Source organism: Parabacteroides chinchillae (assembly GCF_900108035.1).
GTDB classification, from domain to species: domain Bacteria; phylum Bacteroidota; class Bacteroidia; order Bacteroidales; family Tannerellaceae; genus Parabacteroides; species Parabacteroides chinchillae.
In genome coordinates, this window is the sequence record NZ_FNVS01000003.1 from 122,727 (window position 1) to 141,621 (window position 18,895).

The following is an 18,895-nucleotide window of genomic DNA, read 5'->3' on the forward strand; positions in this document are numbered from 1 at the left end:
GTTATATTTGTTTCAAATATAAAATAAGTGGAGATTAAATCTTAGTGTAAAATCGCTTTTATGTAAAGTTTAAACCATGAAATATTCAAGACGGACATTTTTTAAACAGGGAGCAGCAAGTATACTGTTATGTGGAACAGCATCTGTGGCAAATGCCCGAACTCCGGGTTATAATATTCGGAGAGAGTCTAAAGCTGTAAATCCTTTTCAGTTAGGTATGGCTGGCTATACTTTTGTCAATTTTGATTTGGACACAACTTTAAAGGTGTTAGAGCGGTTAGATGTGCATTACCTTTGTATTAAAGATTTTCATTTGCCATTGGATAGTACGAATGAAGAAATACAGGCTTTTCATCGTAAGTGTGCTGCTCATAAAGTAACAGGATATGCCGTTGGACCCATTTATATGAAAAGCGAAGATGAAATTGATCGTGCTTTTGAATATGCTGAACGGGTAGGAGTAAAAACAATTGTAGGAGTTCCCGATTATGATTTATTGCCCTATGTCGACAAGAAGGTAAAAGAATATGACCTGAATTATGCCATTCATTTGCATGGGCCTGACATAAAAACATATCCTGATGCTACTGATGTTTGGGAACATACGAAAGAATTGGATTCACGTATCGGCATGTGTCTGGATGTTGGGCATGACTTACGCAATGGTTGTGACCCGGTAGCAGATCTTAAAAAATATCATACCCGGGTGTTCGACATGCATATAAAAGATGTGACAGAAGCATCTAAAGCCGGAGTTGGTATAGAGATAGGCCGGGGGAAAATTGATTTTCCAGCGTTGGTACGAATGATGCGCGAAGTCAACTATACAGGGATGTGCAGTTTGGAATATGAAAAGGATATGAAAGATCCGTTTCTTGGTATAGCGGAATCTATTGGATATTTTAAGGCAGTATGTGATTTATCATGATATATAGAAAAATGAGAAATATATTTTATTTACTGATTGTTTTCTTTTGTTATGCCTGTAGCCCAATAAGCTATATGGATATACAGACATATAACCCTTCGGAAGTTACTTTCCCCGAAAGTGTGACGAAAGTCTTGATTGTGAATAATGCACTGCCACAACCGGCAGACGTTGGGTATGAATATACTTTGATGGGAACAAAGCAAGATACTTGCAGGGCTTTGGCAGACAGTGCTTTATTTGATGCCTGCCGTTCGTTGGGAAAGTCTATTGTTGAGGCTGATTATTTTGACGATGTACTTCTTTACCATTATGCCACACGTAATGATAGTATATATTATTCCGATGTTAAATTGCTTCCCGAACAAATTGTCTCCCTGTGTGAAGAAACCGGGACAGGAGCTGTTATTTCCTTTGATCGCTTGTTGTTTAATATGGAAAAAGATGTTTTTGCCTTTCCCGAAGGATATCTGATGGGGAATATTAAAGTTGAAATTGGCGGAGTTGTACGTTGTTATTTGCCGGGGCGTTCCAATCCGTTGGCTACGGTATTTATAAATGATAGTATTTTCTGGAATGAAAGCGCTGATAACTTGTCGATACTAAAATATGTATTACCTGATGCTAATACAGCTTTGCGAACGGCAGGACAATATATAGGTGCAAAAGTATATATAAACTTTGTGCCTCACTGGGTTAATGAATCCCGTTGGTATTATAACGGAATGGGGTCGCGTTGGAAGGAAGCGGCTGCTTATACTTCCGGGCAAAAGTGGAATTATGCTGTTGAACGTTGGAACTCGATCTATAAGAATGCAAAGGATTGGAAAGGGCAGGCGAAATCTGCTTCTAATTTAGCCTTGTGCTATGAGATGGAAGGAAAGCTGGAAGTTGCACAGGAATGGGCTACCAAATCGTATGATTTATTTAAAAAAAACGTAGGCGATGATAATTCAAACACTAAGTTGTTGAAAATATATGTTGGGGCATTGCAGGATCGTATACGTTCGGACAAAAAACTAAATATGCAATTTGGGGAAGATTAACCGGATATTATCCGAATTATTATTACTTTTGGCAAGGCATTCGAATAAGAAGAATAAATAAAGATTATGAATTCAAATAATGCAAAGATACAATCTGTCATAGAGTCTGCGTTTTCAACTGCGATTAATAAGCTTGCAAAAGATGAGTCGGGGAGTTTTATCAGTGACTTGTATGTGCAGGCAGATGCAGAAAGCGGAGAGTTGCAGATATATGATGATGAAGAACATCTGATAGAGAAAATTGTAATTTTCGATTGGGTGAATAATACGGAAGAGGAGGATGTATTCAATAAGCGGGTAGCTGCATCTGTGAAAGCGGTATTGACTATTTTGTCCACAAAGGATATGTTTAATCATCCCCGTTTTATGAAACCATTGTCTATCAGTTTAACGGATGAAGATTTTGTTGTGATAGAAGAGCTTCTGTTCCTTGACGATGAAACACTCCGTTTAGACGATCCTCTGTTGAAAGATTTAGATGCAGATCTGGACGATTTTTTAGCAAAACTTCTTTCAGATGTCGATTAGACTTTTTACCTTTGTGCCCGAAATAAAAACAAGAACATTGCCGAAATAGCTCAGTTGGTAGAGCAACGCATTCGTAATGCGTAGGTCACGGGTTCGAGTCCCGTTTTCGGCTCACAATTGTAGGCAGTTACCTTTTTAGGTAACTGCTTTTTTATGGTGTTTTCTGTGGTTTTCGTATGGGTTTACATGAGGCATGTAAACTGAGATGTAAACCATGAGTACAACAATTAGTGTCGTATGTTACAAGTCTAAAGTGTTGAAAAACAATGAATCACCTTTAATGTTGCGTATCTGTAAAGATGGTAAACGGAAGTATGAAAGCATTGGAATTTCAATATTACCTTCTTTGTGGGATTTCAAGCAAAACAAACCCACAAGAAAATGTCCAAATAAGGAGTATATAGAGAGGTTAATAGCAGAGAAAGTAAAAGTCTATACAGATAAGGTTATAGAGTTCAAATCACAGGAAAAAGAATTTACTGCAACGTCTTTAATGGAGAAGGTGAACAAACCAGTAAAGCGTAAAACTGTACAAGAGGTCTTTAACCAGTATATTCAAGAACTTGAATCAGCAAATCGTTTACGTTATGCGGATATGTATAAATGTACTATGCACTCTCTTATAAAATTCAACAAGCATTTGGATATTCCTTTTTCTGATATGGATACAATTTGGTTAAAGCGTTATGAGGTGTGGTTGCAAAGTCAAGGATTGGCTATAAACACATTGGGTACACGCTTTAGGCATTTACGGGTGATTTATAATTTTGCGATAGAGGAGAAGATCGTTAAATCAGAATATTATCCTTTTAATTCGTTTAAAGTCTCTAAATTAAGCCAAACTACAGCCAAACGTTCAATACAAAAGGATGAGATCTTATCTGTACTAAACTATCAAGGGCAAACACCTTTGGAATGTTTAGCTATAGATTTGTTTACTTTTTCATATCTGGCAGCAGGTATTAACTTTGGAGACATTGCTCGTCTGACAAAAGATAATATCTTGGAAAATAGATTAATCTATATCAGAAAGAAAACTCAAAAGCAGATAAAGGTTTCATTGCAGGAACAGGCTATTAAATTGATTCAGAAATACTCAATGCCAGATAATCCCTATTTATTTCCTATTTTATCCAATTTCCATAAGACGGAACAGCAGAAAGTAAATAGGATTCATAAGATTATAGCGAAAGTGAATAAGTCTTTGAAAGAAATAGGAGAAAGGTTGAATATACCTATTGACTTGACAACATACGTTGCAAGACACAGTTTCGCCACAGTCTTAAAGAGATCAGGCGTCAATACCTCTTTAATCTGTGAGGCTTTAGGACACAGTTCAGAGAGAGTAACACAAATCTATCTGGACAGTTTCGGTAATGATCAGATGGAAGACGCAATGAAAAACCTACTCTAAACCAAAGAATCCTGTTTCCAGAAATGGGGACGGGATTCTTTTTATCTTAATTTTGCCACATCAAACAAGTAAAAGGAAATGATACTGGATATAGACAACCCGTTATTAGCGTATGTACTGAAATACTTCGGTTCATATCAAGCTATCTTAGAGACAGATGAAGATGGCAAGACGTATTTAATGAATACTTGGTATCCCGTTGGATTCGCCCACTGGTATGAGGATATTCTAAAATCAATCCCTTTCAAAAGATCAGGCTATGATAAGCATGAACGTTTGCAGGAACTTCTAACAGAATTGAATCTGGATACAGAATCATTCTGGGGACTGATCCTGTATCTGTATGACTACACTACTGACGCTTGCAAGAATCTACTTGTACCACAAAAGACACACCAAGAGACCTACAATGAATTTTGTGCTTTCTTAGAGCAGAATCCCCGTATTGAATCACTGACATTTAAAACCACCAATAAAAAGACTTATACTATATCTGATAAATTGATCCTTGACTTTTTGGCTATCCGTTTACAAGAAGAGAAGATGAGTAACCAGCAAAAGCAACGGTTCAACAGTGAACTCAGACCTCTATCAGCAACAGAAAAGGCGGATTCCAGACGAAAGATCGGCTATTTCTTTGCACGTCAACTGACCCAGTTTCTACAAATAGAAGGAATCTCAAATATTAAAAGAAGGGGAAAAGCCACTATCTCAAATAAAGAAAAGGAGTTGATCCTATGTTCCCTCTATGTATGCAAATTTGCGGATAATCCAGAAAACTACTTGGACTTAGGCTATTACAACAAACTGATGAAAGACTTCAAAGACTTATCCATGAATATGTCCCATAAATATGAACTGGAAATACATGGTGGTTGGATATTAAAATAAAGGATACAAATCGTACTGCCAAAACTTATCCTATATACGTTCTCAGACCGCTATACTTTTGCAGCGCAATCGACAAAGAGAGGTGCACATCTCTAAGATCGAAAGCCTGAAATCCTGAACAGAAAAGAAGGAACGATTAAAAAATAAAGCAAAATGCAGACATTAAACATCAACTTCGAGAACCAGACAGTAAAAGCGTATGATAACAATGGTGCACATGAGGCAGCCAAATTGATTATGAGGAAGTTCGAGAACATGAACATCCAATTCAAGACAGGCAAAGACAATTTTCCTTATGCTTGGTTGGAATCCAAAAGTACGGCAGGCTTCAAACTGATCTTGAATCAAAAAGAACTTACTTGGCTGATGGGATATTTGAAAGAGGGAAAAACGGAAGACTTTGGAACAGAACCCGAAAAGGTGGAAGCCTACAAAGATGGAGAAGATAATGATTTGCAGATGTCAATTTTCAGACAACTTATAGAGAGTGGGAAAATCCTTCAATTTGTACCGATGTTCCGTGAAACAAATGGCTATATAACCGCTTATGCCTCTTACAAAAAAGGGAAGATCATATTTCGATTGAAAAGAACGGATGATTTGATGGAATACCTGACTGAAAAAGAATTGATCTGATAAAAGAAAAACAATGAGAGGAAGTCTTTTCCGCTTCCTCTCTCATTTACGAACCATTTAAAACAGAAAAAACAATGAATACTCAAATAATTCAAATCAATAAAAACGAAAACGGTAAAATCCAATATCTGACAGAAGTACTTCCTATGATTCCAACCAATACCATCTTATATAAGACACTTACAGGTTTGGGAGCCACTTACGGAGAATTAAAAGCAGACCGTAATTCCATCATTATCGAACCGAATGTACCTGTTATTGTTGGTAAATGCAATGATCCCAAACATAAAGGGGATAACCTGTTTGGAGTTTATGAAGGTGTCTATACGGAAGATGTCATTAAGTATCTGGAAAAATCAGCAGATAAGAGAACAAAAATCCTGACTACTCCCGAAAGTTTTCAAAAAGTGAAAGACGCTTTTGAATTAATGGACATGGATGTATATGGTACATGCTTTCTTTTGTTCGACGAATGCCATAAGATTGTTAAAGACGTGGATTATAGATCGGATATAATACTTCCGTTCGATGATTTCTTTCTGTTCAATGAAAAGGCTTTGGTCTCAGCAACCCCTATTTCTTTCAGTGATCCTCGTTTCGAAAGCCAAGAGTTCCAGACCATAAAGATAGAACCGACCTTTGAGTATAAACTCCCGATCAGGCTAATCCATACTAATAATGTATTGGAGCAGTTAAAAAGGGAACTTGGCAAATTGGACACGACAATATGTTTCTTTATCAATTCGACAGATATGATTTATTCATTTATCAAGCAATTGGATATTGAAAATGAATCTACTGTATTCTGTGCAAAGAAGAGTGTTGAAAAATTGAGGAACAATCATTTTAAATACGCATTCGAGCAATGGAATGAATCAAAAATGAGGAAATACAATTTCTTTACCAGTCGTTTTTATAATGCATTGGACATAGAATTGGACATAAAACCTACAGTCATTATGATAACCGAAGTTTATTTCTCTGAATATTCGATGATCGACCCTAATACAGACGCTATACAGGCAATAGGGAGATTTCGTAACGGGATTGAACAGGTCTGTCATATTTTTAATACGAACACAAATTTCCCGGTTCGCACAGTGGAAGAGATAGACGGATATATAGCAGGTTGCGAGGATGTCTACAAGAAATTGAAAACATTATATGATTGCGCCGCAACGGAAGGTGCGAGGGATTCATTCAGAGCCGCATTGGAAATAGTCCCCTACAATAAAATGCTGGACAAAGAAGGAAGAAAAAATTACTTTGCGATAGACAATTATAAAGATGAAACCCTGTTAAAAATCTGTTACAATAACAGGTTTGGAGTGTTCAAGTGTTACCAAGACAATAAACTTTTTGATGTGTTCCATGTACATTCCCCTTTTCCACTTGGAGACTATGAACGTTTGAGAAGAGAGAATAAATCAGTCTCACTCAAAGAAAAGCGCAAAGAGATTGTCCGCCAGTTGGAATTATTGAAAGGTGATGATGAAACAGAAATGATTCGGGAATATAAAAATGATTTGAGAGAGGCTGATCCATTTATTTATGAGGCATACGAGGTAATTGGCAGGGAAATGATAGAATCCTTTGGTTATTCTGTAAAACGGATCAAGGAGGCTATGATCTTGAAAAGGTTTCGAGAAAAAACAGAAGGGACGGAGTTTATCCAATTACTCAAAAACTCATTCAAGGCGGGACAGAAATATACTCTGAAATATATAAAAACAGAATTGACCCGAATTTATGGACTGGTTGATGTCAGACCCCAGAAAACGATAACAGGACAATCCATAAAAGAGTTTTTCAGAACGGAAGACAAATGGATTGGAAAAAGTAAAGCATTGTTACTGGTTACGGAGTTGATATGATAGATACTACTTTTTTTTGAAGATAAGGGTTTTATAGACCCTGTTCAAAAAAGTTGAACGGATATACTCTTGGACTTTAAATAGACTTAAATCCTGATTTTTACACTTCCAGCTATTGCAGACTGGAAGTGTTTTTTTTGTATCTGCCAAATAGAAAACGGACATTCCCTTCTGGAAACATCCGTCTTATAATACTTAATTATCAATGCAAAATCGGTTAGGAGCTTTTCTTCTTTTTCCTGATCCGATTTTTAACAATGGGAACAGATATATAAGTCTCTGTTGGCAAAATGTGTCTTTTTTTGATGGTTTCCACAATTTCCCTGTAAACTTCGATTCTGTCAAATGGTCTATATTCTTGCATAATGAGTTTCTTTGGAATGAATATTGGATTATCTGGAAACATAGAGAATCTCTTTAACTTGGAAGAACACACGAAGTTACAGATAAATAGGAACTTAAAAAAGTGATTTGTGAGTAAATCCAAAAAGAGAGAAGAACGATACTTCCTGTTTGATTTTGACAGATGAATGTGTATCTTTGTGGTAAATAGATAAAAGAAAATGAAATCAACAACTGAATATATGAACATCTTGCGTGACTATATGGCGAAGAATGCTTCCAAATATAGCATTACCCGTATGGGGATATTCGGTTCTGTTGCCAGAGGTGAACAAACAGAAGATAGTGACGTAGATGTTTATTTGGAAACATCAAAGCCGAGTATGTTTGCATTGGTACATATAAAAGATGATCTGCAAACCCTGTTTGGTTGTAATGTCGATATTGTCCGATTACGGGATCACATGGATTCTTTCTTGAGAAACCAGATTGAGAAGGAGGGTATTTATGTGTGATACAGAGTTGATCCGTTCTTCTTTGATAAAGATACAAACGGCTTTAGATAGAATATTAAAGAGATCGGAAACAATACTTTCTCCAGATGATTTTTTGACGACACCAAGCGGAGTTGAGAGGTTGGAAAGTATTTGTATGCTGTTGATTGCAATCGGAGAAAGTGTCAAACGTATTGATAAAGCCACAAATAAAGAACTTTTATCGCATTATCCTGAAATTGATTGGAAAGGAGTTATGGGAATGCGAGACATTATAGCACATCATTATTTCGATATAGATGCAGTTATCGTTTTTGATGTAATGAAAAACAACCTGCCAGCCGTAAAAATGACTATTGATAAAATGTTATCTGACATTTAAAATTCTCTATACATTATTATATATATTCCTTTTACTTGGGTAACGCCAAAGAGTAAGCCTAACCAAGTATATCCTATGCGTTCATAAGTCCACAACTTTAAAACACCCCTCCATGTATGAGAAGGAAAAAGGAATATCCTACGCAAAAGCCTACAGGATCAGCCGATCACGATTTCATGTTTAGACGGGTACACTACCATTCAATCCAGAATAGAATATATTTAGCTGATTGAATCTACTGTCTGATATTGAAAATATGGGTTGTATCTTTTACTTGGTGGTATTCCTTTTATTCTTGCAAAACCGTAATTCATAATCAATTAACTTATTAAACTACAAACGTATGGAAGGAATGTATAAGGTATGTGACGTTAAATTGACGTACAACACGAAAGTAAAGAGTTCGGAAAGGGCTGTTATCAAGGATTCCAACAGTGCTTATTCCTTATTAATGAATCATATATATGATTCTGAGACAATCCAATACAGGGAGTATATGAAACTGATCCTGTTGAACAACGCTAAAAGAGTATTGGGGTTTGTGCATATATCAGAGGGTGGATTGGATTCAACATCTGCCGATATACGGATCATTATGCAGGCTGCGATATTGGGAAACGCCTCTGCAATGATCCTTAGCCATAATCATCCATCTGGGAATAAACAACCAAGCAGCCAAGACGATTTATTAACGGACAGAGTGAAAAAGGCTGTAAAACTATTTGATATTCAGTTGTTGGATCATATAATAGTTACAGATAGCGGATATTACTCTTATTTGGATGAAGGGAGGATATTATGAAGTGGTTGGCTTTCTTGGTGGTTCTTTTTTGTTTGATTGGGAATCCTGATTTATATCCGATCATAGCGGCTCTTTTTCTTCTGTTTTCTGGCTGTTTGTTTCTCTTTTTCTGGATAAGAGAAAAATTCAAGGATAAGTAAAGATTTTTCATTCTCTTACTTGGTTGATGTATAAACACTTTTTGTACCTTTGTGGCAATTCTACACGTTCATGGCGTTGAACCTCTGTGGAAGGACATATTTAACGAAAGGTGTTATTGAAATTATCTTCTAAAGTCAAATTCTCGCAAAATTTGTATTAGAGTGAAGGTGATGGCAATAGCACCCGCATCTTTTGTTATAGACTTACCTGAAAGGGTAAACTATATCTCAATAGGTGTGGGTTGCTGTTGTTTTATCCACTCTAATGGCAATGCGAGAAGCCAGACTTTAGGATAAAGCAAATACAGTTCCCACACCTTTTTTATTTAGTAATACTCTGAAGGGAACAGGAGATAGATATTTACAAAATGAAAACAAACAGATTTTTTATGGCTATCCTATTGATAGTATTTTGTTTAAGTTGGTTTTCTTGTGGGGATGACGAAGAAAAAAAAGTGCTTGATCCCCCAGAGATAGCTTCCCGTTTACCATTAGAAACAGGTACTTTTGAGTATTCAAAATATTACAATTTTTCATTCAATGAGTGGGAAACAGAAGGGTATGGATCCAGTGGTGAAATTTATATCTCTGATGATTATACTACAATTGAGCATACCAGTTTTGTTTATGGAGGACCAAGTAAAGACATTTCTGATGATGGAAGAAAATCAGGTCAATCTATTATATGTAATTGGGATAGTTGGGAATACTATTTCGCAGAAACAATTAAAGGTGAGAGAGTAATAGTATGGCATCGTTTTGATGATGATGCTAAATGTTTTTATTTTATAAATTAAAAGTTATATGAAAACAAACAGATTTTTTATGACCATTCTTTCAATGGTTTTGTGTATTAACTTCGTTTCTTGCGGTGGTGATGATGATGAAAACGGAGGTGGCATTAATGGTAATACAGAGAAGAGATTAACAAAAGTTGAAATTTCTTCTGCTGACAACCAGACAGATTATGAATATTGTGGTAGTGTTGAGTATGAATATGATGGAAATAGACCTTCACGAATTACTGTATTAGATGATGATTCAGAAATATATACAACGCTTGAAATAAGTGATAAAGAAATTAAAGCATGGCATGAAGGAAGGACAACCACTTATACTTTAAATAATAATGGGTATGTCGTAAGCGATAATCATGGAATGATATACAATTATTACGATGAAGGTTATTTGAAATCTATAGAAGAAGGTGGAGATTTAGAGACATTCTCTTATGATGATGAATGGAATATGATTGCATCTTCATATTTAGCTGTTCCAAATATACTTTATCCTGATAAAATTCTCAATAAAGGGAATTTATATATATCAGATGGATTAGGAGAAAAAGAAGATTTGGATATATTGGGATCTGTTGGTTTCTTTGGAAAGACTTCAAAATATCTGGTGCAAGAATATAATTATGCAGGGGAAGAAGATGAAGAACCTGATTATTTTGAATACAAGTTAGATGAAGATGGTTATGTGAAAGAGGTCAAAGTTTTACTTTCTACTGGAGAAAGCGATATTTATAAATACACTTACGAAAATATCAAGTAAGATACTCATTCTTATTTAAAGCCCCCTTCCAGTAGCAAGGATATAAAGAAGATCACCCAAGCGAGTAAAGAGTATTCTTGCTTACTTGGGCGATCTTGCGTATATTTGAATTGAAAATGAGATAATTAACAATAGTATTAACAAAATGCTGATGTAAACTCAGATGTAAACCAGAAATTACATAAAATCAGAAAGATAACAGAATTGAATTGTAAATATCAATAATTCAACATGTTATATTGAGTGTTGCCGAAATAGCTCAGTTGGTAGAGCAACGCATTCGTAATGCGTAGGTCGCCGGTTCAAGTCCGGCTTTCGGCTCATGATTTGTAAGATTTAGAACATAAAAAAGGTAGGCAACTTTTTACAATTAGTTGCCTACCTTTTTCGTTTTAGGTGCTGACCTTTCTGTAGAAATATGCCTACTTCTTTTTGAGGAGGCTCTGAATGAAGCGACATGCTTCTCCGATCCATAGGACAAATGAACTGGAACCGATAATAATTGCCCAATCTTTCCATGAAAGAGGTATGACACTAAACATTTTTCCACCGAAAGTAACGATCAGATATTGCCCTATAACGATAATCAGAGCAACAAATAAAAAGCTTTTACTTTCTTTCAGATTGGCAAAAGCAGAGGTGCCTTCCATGAATGCTTTAGCATTAAACATATTCCAGAATTGCAGCATAACGAAGAAACTGAAGAACCATGATAAATCATGAGGCGTTAATCCATCTTCTGCATGGAAGTATAAAAGCAGTCCTATCAGGATGATGACGAAAGAGATACCGACCCCAAAAATGTTGTAGGCCATTGAACGGGTAATGATGAAATCTCCTCCTTTTCCGCTTTTACGTGGCTTGTCTTGCATTACCTTTTCGTTGGGAGGCAAAGATGCTAAAGCTCCTGCTGCGAATGTGTCCATAATAAGATTAACCCACAACATTTGTGTAATGGTTAATGGAGATTCGGTGCCAAGCAACGAACCTAGTAAAACGATTAGGCAGGCTGCCACGTTAATCGTTAACTGGAATAACAGGAACTTTTGTATATTACGGTATAGAGAACGCCCCCACATAACGGCACGGGTGATACTGCCAAAGGAATTATCTAAGATAGTGATATCGCTGGCTTCTTTGGCTACGGATGTTCCGTCTCCCATGGACAAACCTACCTGGGCTGCTTTTAGTGCAGGAGCGTCATTGGTTCCGTCTCCGGTGACTGCCACTACTGCTCCTTTTTGTTGAAGCAACTGAACAAGACGTTGTTTGTCTGTAGGGCGGGCGCGGCACATGATTTTGAGGTCTAAAACACGATTAAGTGCTTCATCATCACTTAACGCTTCAAAATTAGGTCCGGTAATAATATTGTGTTCGGTGTCGTTTGTTTGCCAAGTGCCTATTTGCCTTCCGATTTCTTTTGCGGTTCCCGGTGTATCTCCGGTAACGATCTTAACGTCAATGCCCGCGTTAAGACAACTTTGCACAGCTGCCGGAACATCCGAACGGACAGGATCGGAGATAGCTACGATTCCTAAGAAAGTAAGATTTGCATTATGAAGTTTGCCATTTGCAAAAACAGATGTTTCCTGTTTGTCGTCTAATACCTGATAAGCGAATCCCAGTGTACGCATGGCTTGGTTTTGATAATTCAGCAGTTGCGTTTCTATGTTGGCTTTACAATCTTCAACCGGCTTAAATGTTCCGTCGGTTGCGACACGCTGACAGTTGGCCAACACTATTTCAGGAGCGCCTTTTACATACAATATTGTCTTGTTGAGTAAAGGTGATTTTACGACAGTGGCCATATATTTTCTCTCCGTAGAGAAGGTCAATTGCTCTATTACGGCTGCATTTTCTCTTAAGTCCAGATAGTTCTGCTGTTGACTGTTTAACCATAGAAGCAGAGCGGCTTCAGTTGGATTACCTAGTGTTTTAACTTTATCGTTGTCCGAGAAATCCAGATAGGCAGTAGAGTTTACAGAGATACCTTCTTTTATTAAATTGCTAATCTCATTGTCTTCAAGTTTCTGGCCTTTCAAATTATAGAAATTAGTTTGATGTACTTGCATCTGGTTTTGCGTTAATGTACCGGTTTTGTCCGTACAGATAACAGTTGTTGCTCCCATCGTTTCGCATGCGTGCATTTTGCGGACAAGATTGTTTGTCTTGAGCATTCGGTTCATACTCAATGCGAGACTTAAGGTAACACTCATTGGCAAACCTTCCGGTACTGAAACTACGATTAACGTAACGGCTACCATAAAAATGTTCAGAATATGGGCTATCAGATCCATAACCGGCATGCCGGATGATGAAAGAAGTAACTTAGCCAATAAAGCAATAAAGGTGAGGGCGGCTATAGAATAACCGGCTTTGCTGATTACTTTGGCTAAACCGGCTAATTGCGTTTGCAGAGGCGTTTCTACACCGCTTTCTATTTGTGATCCTTCATATACTTTGCCATATCCGGTGGCATCTCCTACTTTTTCTACTTTCATTATTCCGTGTCCGTCTACAACGGTAGTTCCACGCATAACTACATTGGACGGATAGGTGGCTTCGTGGTCAAAATCGGCTTCATTGGTTGTTTTGCTGATAATTGGTTCGCCTGTTAGGGTTGACTCATTTATTTGAAGTGAAATAGCTTCCAGCAGGCTTCCGTCGGCTGGTACTTCTTCTCCTGTCTCCAGTACAATGATGTCGCCTACTACAACTTCTTTTTTGGATATCTGGCATATGTTTCCGTCACGGATGGCCTTTACCAAAGTATCGTCATTAACCGTATTTAAAATATCAAATGCCTTGTTTGCTTTCATTTCAAAGAAGAACCCTACGCAACTGGCAAGCATGATAGCGAAAAAGATTCCTATCGGTTCTAAAAAAGCAGTAAAACCTTTAGCCTCCGGCCCCCAGCAGTGTACTCCGGCGATAATCATGGAAAGTATCCAAGCTACAAGTAAAATTTTGATGATGGGGTCGTCAAACTTTTCTAAAAACTGGCTCCATAGTGAAGCTTTTTCAGGAGGTGTTAATATGTTCTCTCCATGCAGCTGTCTGCTTTCTTCAACTTCTTGTTTAGTTAAACCCCGGTACTGATGTTTTTGCTCCATATAATTTATAATACTATTTATTGCTTTTATGGCGATAAAGATAGATAAAGTTGTCGAACTTACACAAGGTGTTTATTTGCCAATACTCATAATCTCCTTTTTTAGATTATTATTAAGTTATTTTATATCTGTTAATTAAACCTTTTGGTTTGACTAATTGTCTTATATATAAAAGCTAGTGGTGTTTAGTGTTTAAGGTTATGAAGAATGTTAGGTTAGTTTTCTTGCTGGGGATTGTCCTGTTAATTGGCGGGCAATCCCTTTTTGCTCAAAGTAATAAAGAGAAAAAGGTGCAAAAAGAGTTGCAGGTGCAAAAAATGATTGACAAGGGTCATTTCAAAATAGATGTAAACCGTTCTATTCCAATGAGTGGAAGATCAGTTAATCTAACTTCTTCTTATTCATTAGAGGTGAAAGGAGATTCAGTGATTTCTTATCTCCCCTATTTTGGACAGGCTTACTCTGTTCCTTATGGTGGAGGAAACGGGTTGCGTTTTGAGAAACCCTTGAGCGAATACAAAGTAACTTATAAAAAGAAGGGAGATGCACAGATAAAATTTAAAGTTCGTACAGATGAAGATAACTATACTTTCAATGTGCAAATTTACCCTAACGGTTCATCAACCATTAATGTAGTACCGGTCAATAAGCAGAGCATTATATTCTATGGAGAAGTTGCATCTATGAAATAGTAGAGATCAAACGGCCTTGCCAAGTGTTTCGTTCGGCAATTCGTTTGTTTACTTTGGCTGTGAATTCAAAGTTCTTTAGTCCCCAATCGGGTGCAATAAGCAGTTCTTTGGGAGACTGAGATACGAACCTCTCTACTACAATAGAGGGGTTTAACCGTTCAATAAAGTCGATTACCAATTCGATGTATTCGTCAACCGTATACAGATGAAATAAGTCGGGATGCTCTGTATACTCTTTAGCCATGCGCGTGTTGCGGATCAGTTGTAATTGATGCAGCTTTAATGTGGTAATGGGCAGTGCAGATAAAATATCGGCATGATGCAATATTTCTTCTCTGCTTTCTCCGGGCAATCCTAAAATAAGATGTACTCCCGTATAGATACCCATGCCGGCTGTACGTCGAATCGTTTCTTCCGATTCCGAATATGTATGTCCGCGATTAATGTGTAACAAGGTCTTATCCAATGTGCTTTCTACTCCATATTCTATCATAACGAATTTGTGGGTGGATAGCCTGGCAAAGTATTCCAGTAATGTGTCTGGCATACAGTCAGGACGTGTACCGATAATAATACCTTCCACTCCGGGATAGCTCAGGGCTTCTTCATACTTCCTGATCAATATTTCCGTTTCGTCATACGTATTAGTGTAGGCTTGGAAATAGGCAAGATATTTCATGCCCGGATATTTACGGGAGAAGAAACGTATGCCTTCTTCAAGTTGTACGGTGACACTTTTTTCAGTATGACAGTATTCTGGGCTGAAAGTCTGGTTGTTGCAGTATGTGCAACCGCCAAAGCCCTTTAACCCGTCCCTGTTTGGACAGGTGAATCCGGCGTTAATAGATATTTTTTGTACTTTATAAGGGAATATTTCCTTTAAAAAGTCTCCGAATTCATTATATGGTTTAGTATTTTTCACACAGCAAAGATATATAAAAACTTCTTATTCATTGCTTTTATGTTAACTTTGCAACTTAATTTAAAGTACAACAATACTACTATAAATAGATAATGAAAAGAATAAGTCTTTGTATATTGCTCTCATTGGTAGCAATGGGAAGTGCTTTTGCTCAGAATGGAAGTAAGCAGTTAGGTTTGAAAGAGATAACGGATGGAAAGTTCCGTCAGGTTACGAATATTGGTGAAATGCGTTCATTGCCGGATGGCGAACACTATACGGCAATGAGTAAAGATAAGAGTATGATCATTAAATATTCTTACCGTACAGGTAATCCGGTAGACACTCTGTTTGATACCGGTAAAGCCCGTGAATGTACGTTTGTAGATTTTGACGGATATACGATCAGTAACACCGGACATCATATTTTGGTCTGGCGTGAAACAGAGCCTATATACCGTCGTTCTTCTAAAGCTGTTGTTTATGATTATGATGTCCGTCGTAATTATTTGAAACCCCTTACGGAGTCTGCCAGTAAACAAATGATCCCCACTTTTTCTCCTGACGGCCGTATGTGTGCCTATGTACGTGATAATAATATCTGGTTGAGAAAGTTTGACTATGATACGGAAGTACAGGTAACGAAGGATGGTGAATTAAATAAAATATTGAATGGTATCACAGACTGGGTATATGAAGAAGAGTTTGCTGTAACGAATCTGATGGCTTGGTCTCCTGATAGTGAATATTTGGCGTATGTTCGCTTTGATGAATCGGAAGTTCCGGAATATTCTATGCAGATGTATGGAGATGGACTATATCCGGGTTATTATAATTATAAATATCCGAAAGCCGGACAGAAGAATTCAAAAGTAAGTGTTCATTCATATAGTATTGAAACGAAAGATACTAAGACACTGAAAGTGCCGGGTGCCGAGGATATTTATATTCCAAGGATCGTCTTTACCAATAATCCTGACCAGTTGGCTGTTATGACATTGAATCGTTGGCAGAATGCTTTCAATATGTATTATATTAACCCGAAGAGCGGCGTTTCACGTTTGGTTCTTCGCGAGGATAATAAAAGCTATATTGATTCGGATCTGATGACATCTATCCAGTTTATGAAAGATGGTTTTGTATATGTCAGCGAACAAGATGGCTATAATCATATTTATCTCTATTCGCCGACAGGTGTTATGCAACGCCAGGTAACGAAAGGTAATTGGGATGTTACTAAATTCCTGGGGATAGATGAAGCAACGAAGACTGTTTATTACCAATCGGCAGAAGAAAGCCCGATTCGCCGTTCTGTTTATAAGATAGATGCAAAAGGGGTGAAGACTAAACTCTCTACAGAGGAAGGAACGAATAATGCTACGTTTAGCGATAATTTTGCTTACTATGTAAATAATTATTCAAATGCCAATACTCCGGCAAAGATCACGGTAAACGAAACTAAAACAAAAAAAACGTTACGCGTGTTACAGGATAATATGGCCTTAAAGAATAAACTTTCTGAATATTCATTTGCCCGGAAGGAGTTTATGACAGTACATACGGCATCAGGTTATGACTTAAATGCTTGGATTGTGAAACCTGCCAATTTTGATTCTTCGAAGAAATATCCGGTAATGATGACACAATATAGTGGCCCGAACTCTCAACAAGTACTAGATCAATATAGTTTTGACTGGGAGTATTATTTGGCAAGCAAAGGCATTGTTGTGGTTTGTGTTGATGGTCGCGGGACTGGTGCCCGCGGGGAAGCATTCCGCAAATGTACATATTTACGTATGGGAGATATCGAATCTCATGATCAGGTCGAAGCTGCCCAAGCATTGGCTAAACTTCCTTATATAGATAAAAATAGAATGTCTATCTGGGGTTGGAGTTTTGGCGGCTATAATACGTTGATGGCTTTGAGTACCGGCAACGGAACTTTTAAGGTGGGTATTGCTGTAGCTCCTCCTACAGACTGGAAATATTATGATTCTGTGTATACGGAACGTTTCATGCGTACCCCTAATGAGAACTTTGAAGGTTATGCGGCGACCTCTCCGCTTCGTAAAGCAAAAGATTTGCAGGGAAAATTATTATTGATACACGGAACAGCAGATGATAATGTTCACTTTATGCAAACAATGGAATATGCCGAAGCATTGGTGCAAGCTGGTAAACAGTTTGATATGCACGTGTATAAAGACCGGAATCATAGCATCATTGGTGGTAATACACGTTATCATTTGTATACCAAAATGTCTAATTATTTATTTGATAACTTGTAATGGCAGAACATTTGAGGAAGCCGGATTGGTTGAAAATCCGGCTCGGAGGAAACGACCAATTCACAAAGACAAAAAACATAGTAGAATCTCATTGTTTACATACAATCTGTACTAGTGGTAAATGTCCGAATATGGGTGAATGCTGGAGTAGAGGAACAGCTACCTTTATGATTGGCGGTGAAATATGTACGCGTTCGTGCAGGTTTTGTAATACGTTAACAGGTAAACCTTTACCTTTGGATTTGAAGGAGCCTGAGAATGTAGCCGAAAGTATCCGTCTGATGGGGTTGAAGCATGCGGTTATCACCTCGGTAGACCGTGATGATTTGTCAGACCTGGGTGCAAAGCATTGGGTGAATACGATTCGTAAGATTAAAGAGATTAATCCTGAAACTACAGTGGAGGTTCTCATTCCCGATTTCCAGGGAAATCTTGAATTGGTGGATATGGTGGTTAATGCTGCTCCTGAAATTATTTCGCATAATATGGAAACTGTGCGGAGAATATCTCCGTTAGTGCGTAGCGCCGCAAAATATGATGTGAGTTTAGCCGTATTATCCCATATTGCAAAGAGCGGGATAACAACCAAAACAGGTATTATGGTTGGATTGGGAGAAAGCTCTGAAGAAGTGTATGAGTTAATGGATGATGTGTTAAAAGCCGGTGTCTCAGTACTGACCATCGGACAATATCTTCAACCCTCGAGAAAGAATATTTCTGTTGTAGAGTATATAACCCCTGAACACTTTGAATCTTATAGATTGACAGCATTAAAAAAAGGTTTTAATAAAGTGGAGAGCGCTCCGCTTGTACGTTCATCTTATCATGCGGAAAAGCATATTTAATTGATGAACTTTTGTGAATGTT

The 18,895-nt window shown here is 37.4% G+C and carries 16 protein-coding genes, 2 tRNA genes and 1 pseudogene; 17 read left to right on the forward strand and 2 right to left on the reverse strand.

Going from position 1 to position 18,895, the window contains the following annotated elements:
- Positions 1-76 precede the first annotated feature (76 nt).
- The 14 genes from C4S38_RS03730 (at position 77) to C4S38_RS03805 (ending at position 11,355) form a co-directional block, all read left to right on the forward strand.
- Entirely contained in the window at positions 77-928 is an 852-nt protein-coding gene (locus C4S38_RS03730) for a sugar phosphate isomerase/epimerase family protein (protein ID WP_103982602.1), read from the forward strand.
- A 74-nt stretch (positions 929-1,002) separates the two neighbouring features.
- Positions 1,003-1,974 (forward strand): DUF6340 family protein, encoded by a 972-nt coding sequence (locus C4S38_RS03735; RefSeq protein ID WP_234999282.1) that lies wholly within the window; start codon positions 1,003-1,005, stop codon positions 1,972-1,974.
- A gap of 66 nt (positions 1,975-2,040) precedes the next feature.
- The gene (locus C4S38_RS03740) at positions 2,041-2,502 is read left to right on the forward strand and encodes a hypothetical protein (RefSeq protein ID WP_099464241.1); all 462 of its coding nucleotides are present in this window, start codon (positions 2,041-2,043) and stop codon (positions 2,500-2,502) included.
- A gap of 39 nt (positions 2,503-2,541) precedes the next feature.
- Positions 2,542-2,614: transfer RNA gene (locus C4S38_RS03745), tRNA-Thr, on the forward strand.
- Between the two features lie 102 nt (positions 2,615-2,716).
- Positions 2,717-3,916, forward strand: coding sequence for a site-specific integrase (locus C4S38_RS03750; protein ID WP_103982604.1), 1,200 nt, complete (start codon positions 2,717-2,719; stop codon positions 3,914-3,916).
- A gap of 78 nt (positions 3,917-3,994) precedes the next feature.
- The gene (locus C4S38_RS03755) at positions 3,995-4,807 is read left to right on the forward strand and encodes a hypothetical protein (RefSeq protein WP_103982605.1); all 813 of its coding nucleotides are present in this window, start codon (positions 3,995-3,997) and stop codon (positions 4,805-4,807) included.
- A 153-nt stretch (positions 4,808-4,960) separates the two neighbouring features.
- Positions 4,961-5,443 (forward strand): hypothetical protein, encoded by a 483-nt coding sequence (locus C4S38_RS03760; RefSeq protein ID WP_103982606.1) that lies wholly within the window; start codon positions 4,961-4,963, stop codon positions 5,441-5,443.
- A gap of 74 nt (positions 5,444-5,517) precedes the next feature.
- Entirely contained in the window at positions 5,518-7,317 is a 1,800-nt protein-coding gene (locus C4S38_RS03765) for a DEAD/DEAH box helicase family protein (protein WP_103982607.1), read from the forward strand.
- A 563-nt stretch (positions 7,318-7,880) separates the two neighbouring features.
- A complete protein-coding gene (locus C4S38_RS03775) occupies positions 7,881-8,174 on the forward strand; it encodes a nucleotidyltransferase family protein (protein WP_103982609.1) in 294 nt (97 codons plus the stop codon).
- Complete coding sequence (locus tag C4S38_RS03780) at positions 8,167-8,535, forward strand: HepT-like ribonuclease domain-containing protein (RefSeq protein ID WP_075555921.1); 369 nt, start codon at positions 8,167-8,169, stop codon at positions 8,533-8,535. Before C4S38_RS03775 ends, C4S38_RS03780 begins: the two co-directional genes overlap by 8 nt.
- A gap of 343 nt (positions 8,536-8,878) precedes the next feature.
- Complete coding sequence (locus C4S38_RS03785; protein WP_103982610.1) at positions 8,879-9,337, forward strand: JAB domain-containing protein; 459 nt, start codon at positions 8,879-8,881, stop codon at positions 9,335-9,337.
- Between the two features lie 508 nt (positions 9,338-9,845).
- Entirely contained in the window at positions 9,846-10,274 is a 429-nt protein-coding gene (locus tag C4S38_RS15695; RefSeq protein ID WP_234999283.1) for a hypothetical protein, read from the forward strand.
- A gap of 7 nt (positions 10,275-10,281) precedes the next feature.
- The gene (locus C4S38_RS03800; protein WP_146059444.1) at positions 10,282-11,034 is read left to right on the forward strand and encodes a hypothetical protein; all 753 of its coding nucleotides are present in this window, start codon (positions 10,282-10,284) and stop codon (positions 11,032-11,034) included.
- Positions 11,035-11,282: 248 nt separating this feature from the next.
- Positions 11,283-11,355 (forward strand) — tRNA-Thr (locus C4S38_RS03805).
- Between the two features lie 101 nt (positions 11,356-11,456).
- On the opposite strand, the pseudogene C4S38_RS03810 reads toward C4S38_RS03805, so the two are convergent.
- A pseudogene (locus C4S38_RS03810) lies at positions 11,457-14,195 on the reverse strand (calcium-translocating P-type ATPase, PMCA-type); the annotation flags it as partial.
- 152 nt (positions 14,196-14,347) lie between these two features.
- On the opposite strand from C4S38_RS03810, the gene C4S38_RS03815 reads away from it, so the two are divergent.
- Positions 14,348-14,839: a DUF4251 domain-containing protein gene (locus C4S38_RS03815; protein WP_103982614.1), complete on the forward strand. Its 492-nt coding sequence runs from the start codon at positions 14,348-14,350 to the stop codon at positions 14,837-14,839.
- On the opposite strand, the gene C4S38_RS03820 is transcribed toward C4S38_RS03815, so the two are convergent.
- Positions 14,829-15,761 carry a TIGR01212 family radical SAM protein gene (locus C4S38_RS03820; RefSeq protein ID WP_103982615.1) on the reverse strand — a complete coding sequence of 311 codons (933 nt, stop codon included), beginning with the start codon at positions 15,759-15,761 and terminating at the stop codon, positions 14,829-14,831. The genes C4S38_RS03815 and C4S38_RS03820 overlap by 11 nt on opposite strands.
- Positions 15,762-15,853: 92 nt before the next feature.
- On the opposite strand from C4S38_RS03820, the gene C4S38_RS03825 reads away from it, so the two are divergent.
- Complete coding sequence (locus C4S38_RS03825) at positions 15,854-18,028, forward strand: S9 family peptidase (RefSeq protein ID WP_103982616.1); 2,175 nt, start codon at positions 15,854-15,856, stop codon at positions 18,026-18,028.
- Positions 18,028-18,873, forward strand: coding sequence for a lipoyl synthase (gene lipA / locus C4S38_RS03830; protein ID WP_099464236.1), 846 nt, complete (start codon positions 18,028-18,030; stop codon positions 18,871-18,873). Before C4S38_RS03825 ends, lipA begins: the two co-directional genes overlap by 1 nt.
- The last annotated feature ends 22 nt before the right edge of the window (positions 18,874-18,895 follow it).